This is a genomic window from Ralstonia sp. 25mfcol4.1 (assembly GCF_900104095.1).
GTDB lineage: Bacteria > Pseudomonadota > Gammaproteobacteria > Burkholderiales > Burkholderiaceae > Cupriavidus.
This window is the reverse complement of record NZ_FNJO01000044.1, coordinates 1-5,480: the sequence shown is the minus strand read 5'-3', so window position 1 is coordinate 5,480 and position 5,480 is coordinate 1. Positions and strand designations below refer to the sequence as shown.

Below are 5,480 nucleotides of genomic sequence, written 5' to 3'. Positions count from 1 at the left end.
GGGCTTGGGGGTTCTGGGTATAAGAGCCTGGCGATGACCTACTTTCACACGGGTAGTCCGCACTATCATCGGCGCAAAGTCGTTTCACGGTCCTGTTCGGGATGGGAAGGGGTGGTTCCAACTTGCTATGGTCACCAGGCATGACGGGTTGCCGCGCTGACATGCATCAGCGCAGCGAATCGGGGTGTAGTAAAGAGGTTGTGTTGTATGCCATGTGGCACACGCGGACTCACGTCCCACCAGGTCAAACACACTGGTTATAGGATCAAGCCTTACGGGCAATTAGTACTGGTTAGCTTAACGCATTACTGCGCTTCCACACCCAGCCTATCAACGTCCTGGTCTCGAACGACCCTTCAAGGAGGTCAAGCCTCCAGGGAATCCTCATCTTCAGGCGAGTTTCCCGCTTAGATGCTTTCAGCGGTTATCTCTTCCGTACATAGCTACCCTGCGATGCCTCTGGCGAGACAACAGGTACACCAGCGGTACGTCCACTCCGGTCCTCTCGTACTAGGAGCAGCCCCCGTCAAGATTCCAACGCCCACGGCAGATAGGGACCAAACTGTCTCACGACGTTTTAAACCCAGCTCACGTACCTCTTTAAATGGCGAACAGCCATACCCTTGGGACCGGCTACAGCCCCAGGATGAGATGAGCCGACATCGAGGTGCCAAACACCGCCGTCGATATGAACTCTTGGGCGGTATCAGCCTGTTATCCCCAGAGTACCTTTTATCCGTTGAGCGATGGCCCTTCCATTCAGAACCACCGGATCACTATGTCCTGCTTTCGCACCTGCTCGACTTGTCGGTCTCGCAGTTAAGCACGCTTTTGCCATTGCACTTTAGGTACGATGTCCGACCGTACCAAGCGTACCTTCGAACTCCTCCGTTACACTTTGGGAGGAGACCGCCCCAGTCAAACTGCCTACCATGCACTGTCCCCGACCCGGATTCACGGGCCAAGGTTAGAACCTCAAACAAACCAGGGTGGTATTTCAAGGACGGCTCCACGTGAACTGGCGTCCACGCTTCAAAGCCTCCCACCTATCCTACACAGATCGGTTCAAAGTCCAATGCAAAGCTACAGTAAAGGTTCATGGGGTCTTTCCGTCTAGCCGCGGGGAGATTGCATCATCACAAACACTTCAACTTCGCTGAGTCTCGGGAGGAGACAGTGTGGCCATCGTTACGCCATTCGTGCAGGTCGGAACTTACCCGACAAGGAATTTCGCTACCTTAGGACCGTTATAGTTACGGCCGCCGTTTACCGGGACTTCAATCAAGAGCTTGCACCCCATCATTTAATCTTCCGGCACCGGGCAGGCGTCACACCCTATACGTCCACTTTCGTGTTTGCAGAGTGCTGTGTTTTTATTAAACAGTCGCAGCCACCATTTTATTGCAACCCCTTCACCCTTCTGGCGCAGGCCAGTCAAGCTACCAGGGCGTACCTTATCCCGAAGTTACGGTACCAATTTGCCGAGTTCCTTCTCCCGAGTTCTCTCAAGCGCCTTAGAATACTCATCTCGCCCACCTGTGTCGGTTTGCGGTACGGTCTCGTATGACTGAAGCTTAGAGGCTTTTCTTGGAACCACTTCCGATTGCTTCGCAGCATAAAGCCGCTCGCCCCACATCCTTGAATCCCGCGCCCGGATTTGCCTAAGCGCCTTCTCCAATGCAGGGACCGGGACTTCCAACACCCGGACAACCTTCCGCGATCCGTCCCCCCATCGCATCATACGACGGTGCAGGAATATTAACCTGCTTCCCATCAGCTACGCATCTCTGCCTCGCCTTAGGGGCCGACTCACCCTACGCCGATGAACGTTGCGTAGGAAACCTTGGGCTTACGGCGAGGGGGCCTTTCACCCCCTTTATCGCTACTCATGTCAGCATTCGCACTTCTGATACCTCCAGCATCCTTTACAAGACACCTTCACAGGCTTACAGAACGCTCTCCTACCACGCACATTGCTGTGCGTCCGCAGCTTCGGTATATAGCTTAGCCCCGTTACATCTTCCGCGCAGGACGACTCGATCAGTGAGCTATTACGCTTTCTTTAAAGGGTGGCTGCTTCTAAGCCAACCTCCTGACTGTTTTAGCCTTCCCACTTCGTTTCCCACTTAGCTATATTTGGGGACCTTAGCTGGCGGTCTGGGTTGTTTCCCTCTTGACACCGGACGTTAGCACCCGATGTCTGTCTCCCGTGATTGCACTCTTCGGTATTCGGAGTTTGCTATGGCGGGGTAATCAGCAATAGACCCCCCAACCATGACAGTGCTCTACCCCCGAAGGTGAGACACGAGGCACTACCTAAATAGTTTTCGGAGAGAACCAGCTATTTCCAGATTTGTTTAGCCTTTCACCCCTATCCACAGCTCATCCCCTAACTTTTCAACGTTAGTGGGTTCGGTCCTCCAGTACGTGTTACCGCACCTTCAACCTGGCCATGGATAGATCATCTGGTTTCGGGTCTACACCCAGCGACTCAACGCCCTGTTCGGACTCGCTTTCGCTACGCCTTCCCTAATCGGTTAAGCTTGCCACTGAATGTAAGTCGCTGACCCATTATACAAAAGGTACGCCGTCACCCGTTGCCAGGCTCCGACTGTTTGTATGCATGCGGTTTCAGGATCTATTTCACTCCCCTCCCGGGGTTCTTTTCGCCTTTCCCTCACGGTACTGGTTCACTATCGGTCGATCACGAGTATTTAGCCTTGGAGGATGGTCCCCCCATCTTCAGACAGGATTTCACGTGTCCCGCCCTACTTGTCGCACACCTAGTTCCACAAATCTGTTTTCGCATACAGGGCTATCACCTGCTATGGCCGGGCTTTCCATCCCGTTTTGCTAACAGTTCTGCTAAAGAGTGCAAGGCTCTTCCCATTTCGTTCGCCACTACTCTGGGAATCTCGGTTGATTTCTGTTCCTGCAGCTACTTAGATGTTTCAGTTCGCCGCGTTCGCTTCCCTTGCCTATGTATTCAGCAAGGGATGACCCATTCGGGCCGGGTTTCCCCATTCGGACATCTCCGGATCAAAGCTTGTTTGCCAGCTCCCCGAAGCTTTTCGCAGGCTACCGCGTCCTTCATCGCCTGTGATCGCCAAGGCATCCACCACATGCACTTGTTCGCTTGACCCTATAACGAGTGTGTCTAACGCTTTCCGCTATCCACGCTGGCTACAGGTCTGAGTTCTCGCGTTTGTGCCGTATTCCAAGTCATCTTTCGATCACTTAAATACATTTTGGTTGATACAATCACAACCCGGTATCGCGTTTGTACTCCAGCGTCTCATCAACGCTTCGCGACACCTTTACTACATCCCATATTGTTAAAGAACAGCCGACTCATCGTCGCTTGGCAATGCCAAATGAAAGCACTCAGCACCGAGTGCTTTCATTTGACTACCAACCAGGTCGTCTCGTTACCCCGATCTTCGATCCAGGTAAGTGGTGGAGGATGACGGGATCGAACCGACGACCCCCTGCTTGCAAAGCAGGTGCTCTCCCAGCTGAGCTAATCCCCCGCACAGATAACTTGGTGGGTCTGGTAGGACTTGAACCTACGACCCCCGCCTTATCAAGACGGTGCTCTAACCACCTGAGCTACAGACCCTTGGCTGTAACAGCAAACAAACCGATAAGTGTGAACGCTTGACTTGTGAACACAAGCCTCTGGAAAGGAGGTGATCCAGCCGCACCTTCCGATACGGCTACCTTGTTACGACTTCACCCCAGTCATGAACCCTGCCGTGGTAATCGCCCTCCTTGCGGTTAGGCTAACTACTTCTGGCAAAACCCACTCCCATGGTGTGACGGGCGGTGTGTACAAGACCCGGGAACGTATTCACCGCGGCATGCTGATCCGCGATTACTAGCGATTCCAGCTTCACGTAGTCGAGTTGCAGACTACGATCCGGACTACGATGCGTTTTCTGGGATTAGCTCCCCCTCGCGGGTTGGCAACCCTCTGTACGCACCATTGTATGACGTGTGAAGCCCTACCCATAAGGGCCATGAGGACTTGACGTCATCCCCACCTTCCTCCGGTTTGTCACCGGCAGTCTCTCTAGAGTGCCCTTGCGTAGCAACTAAAGATAAGGGTTGCGCTCGTTGCGGGACTTAACCCAACATCTCACGACACGAGCTGACGACAGCCATGCAGCACCTGTGTCCACTTTCCCTTTCGGGCACCTGATGCATCTCTGCTTCGTTAGTGGCATGTCAAGGGTAGGTAAGGTTTTTCGCGTTGCATCGAATTAATCCACATCATCCACCGCTTGTGCGGGTCCCCGTCAATTCCTTTGAGTTTTAATCTTGCGACCGTACTCCCCAGGCGGTCAACTTCACGCGTTAGCTACGTTACTGAAGAAATGAATCCCCAACAACTAGTTGACATCGTTTAGGGCGTGGACTACCAGGGTATCTAATCCTGTTTGCTCCCCACGCTTTCGTGCATGAGCGTCAGTGACGTCCCAGGGGGCTGCCTTCGCCATCGGTATTCCTCCACATCTCTACGCATTTCACTGCTACACGTGGAATTCTACCCCCCTCTGACATACTCTAGCCTTGCAGTCACAAGCGCAATTCCCAAGTTGAGCTCGGGGATTTCACGCCTGTCTTACAAAACCGCCTGCGCACGCTTTACGCCCAGTAATTCCGATTAACGCTCGCACCCTACGTATTACCGCGGCTGCTGGCACGTAGTTAGCCGGTGCTTATTCTTCCGGTACCGTCATCCGCCCCAGGTATTAACCAGAGCGTTTTCTTTCCGGACAAAAGTGCTTTACAACCCGAAGGCCTTCTTCACACACGCGGCATTGCTGGATCAGGGTTGCCCCCATTGTCCAAAATTCCCCACTGCTGCCTCCCGTAGGAGTCTGGGCCGTGTCTCAGTCCCAGTGTGGCTGATCGTCCTCTCAGACCAGCTACTGATCGTCGCCTTGGTAGGCCTTTACCCCACCAACTAGCTAATCAGACATCGGCCGCTCCTGCTGCGCGAGGCCTTACGGTCCCCCGCTTTCACCCTCAGGTCGTATGCGGTATTAGCTAATCTTTCGACTAGTTATCCCCCACAACAGGGTACGTTCCGATGTATTACTCACCCGTTCGCCACTCGCCGCCAGACCGAAGTCCGCGCTGCCGTTCGACTTGCATGTGTAAGGCATGCCGCCAGCGTTCAATCTGAGCCAGGATCAAACTCTTCAGTTCAATCTCTGTGTGGTGCCGAAGCACCTCGCTCTTTCGAGCGGTCGCTCACTCTCAGAAAACTGACTGGCTCGCGTCTCGCGACGCAAACCAACATGTTTTACTGTGCGAGCACTGATAACTTTTGAAGCATCACGAAGCCAAAGCCCCGTGGCGTTCGCCATCAAGCGCCCACACTTATCGGTTGTTTGTTTGTTAAAGAACCCCAGCAACCGGCTTTGCCGTTCGCTGTCGCTGCGTCTTTCGTTGCAGCGGAGAAACGAGATTAT

2 tRNA genes, 3 rRNA genes and 1 pseudogene are annotated in these 5,480 nt (G+C 53.6%); all 6 read right to left on the bottom strand.

From position 1 onward, the window contains the following. Positions 1 to 25: 25 nt before the first annotated feature. Positions 26 to 139 (bottom strand): 5S ribosomal RNA (gene rrf / locus BLQ58_RS28625). Between the two features lie 122 nt (positions 140 to 261). Beyond that, positions 262 to 3,142 (bottom strand): 23S ribosomal RNA (locus BLQ58_RS28620). A gap of 312 nt (positions 3,143 to 3,454) precedes the next feature. After that, positions 3,455 to 3,530: transfer RNA gene (locus BLQ58_RS28615), tRNA-Ala, on the bottom strand. Between the two features lie 12 nt (positions 3,531 to 3,542). Beyond that, positions 3,543 to 3,619 (bottom strand) — tRNA-Ile (locus tag BLQ58_RS28610). Between the two features lie 63 nt (positions 3,620 to 3,682). After that, a 16S ribosomal RNA gene (locus BLQ58_RS28605) occupies positions 3,683 to 5,214 on the bottom strand. Together the 16S, 23S and 5S rRNA genes with 2 tRNA genes alongside form the textbook arrangement of a ribosomal RNA operon. Beyond that, positions 5,208 to 5,480: pseudogene (locus BLQ58_RS29365) on the bottom strand (hypothetical protein); the annotation flags it as partial. The gene BLQ58_RS28605 and the pseudogene BLQ58_RS29365, both read right to left, overlap by 7 nt.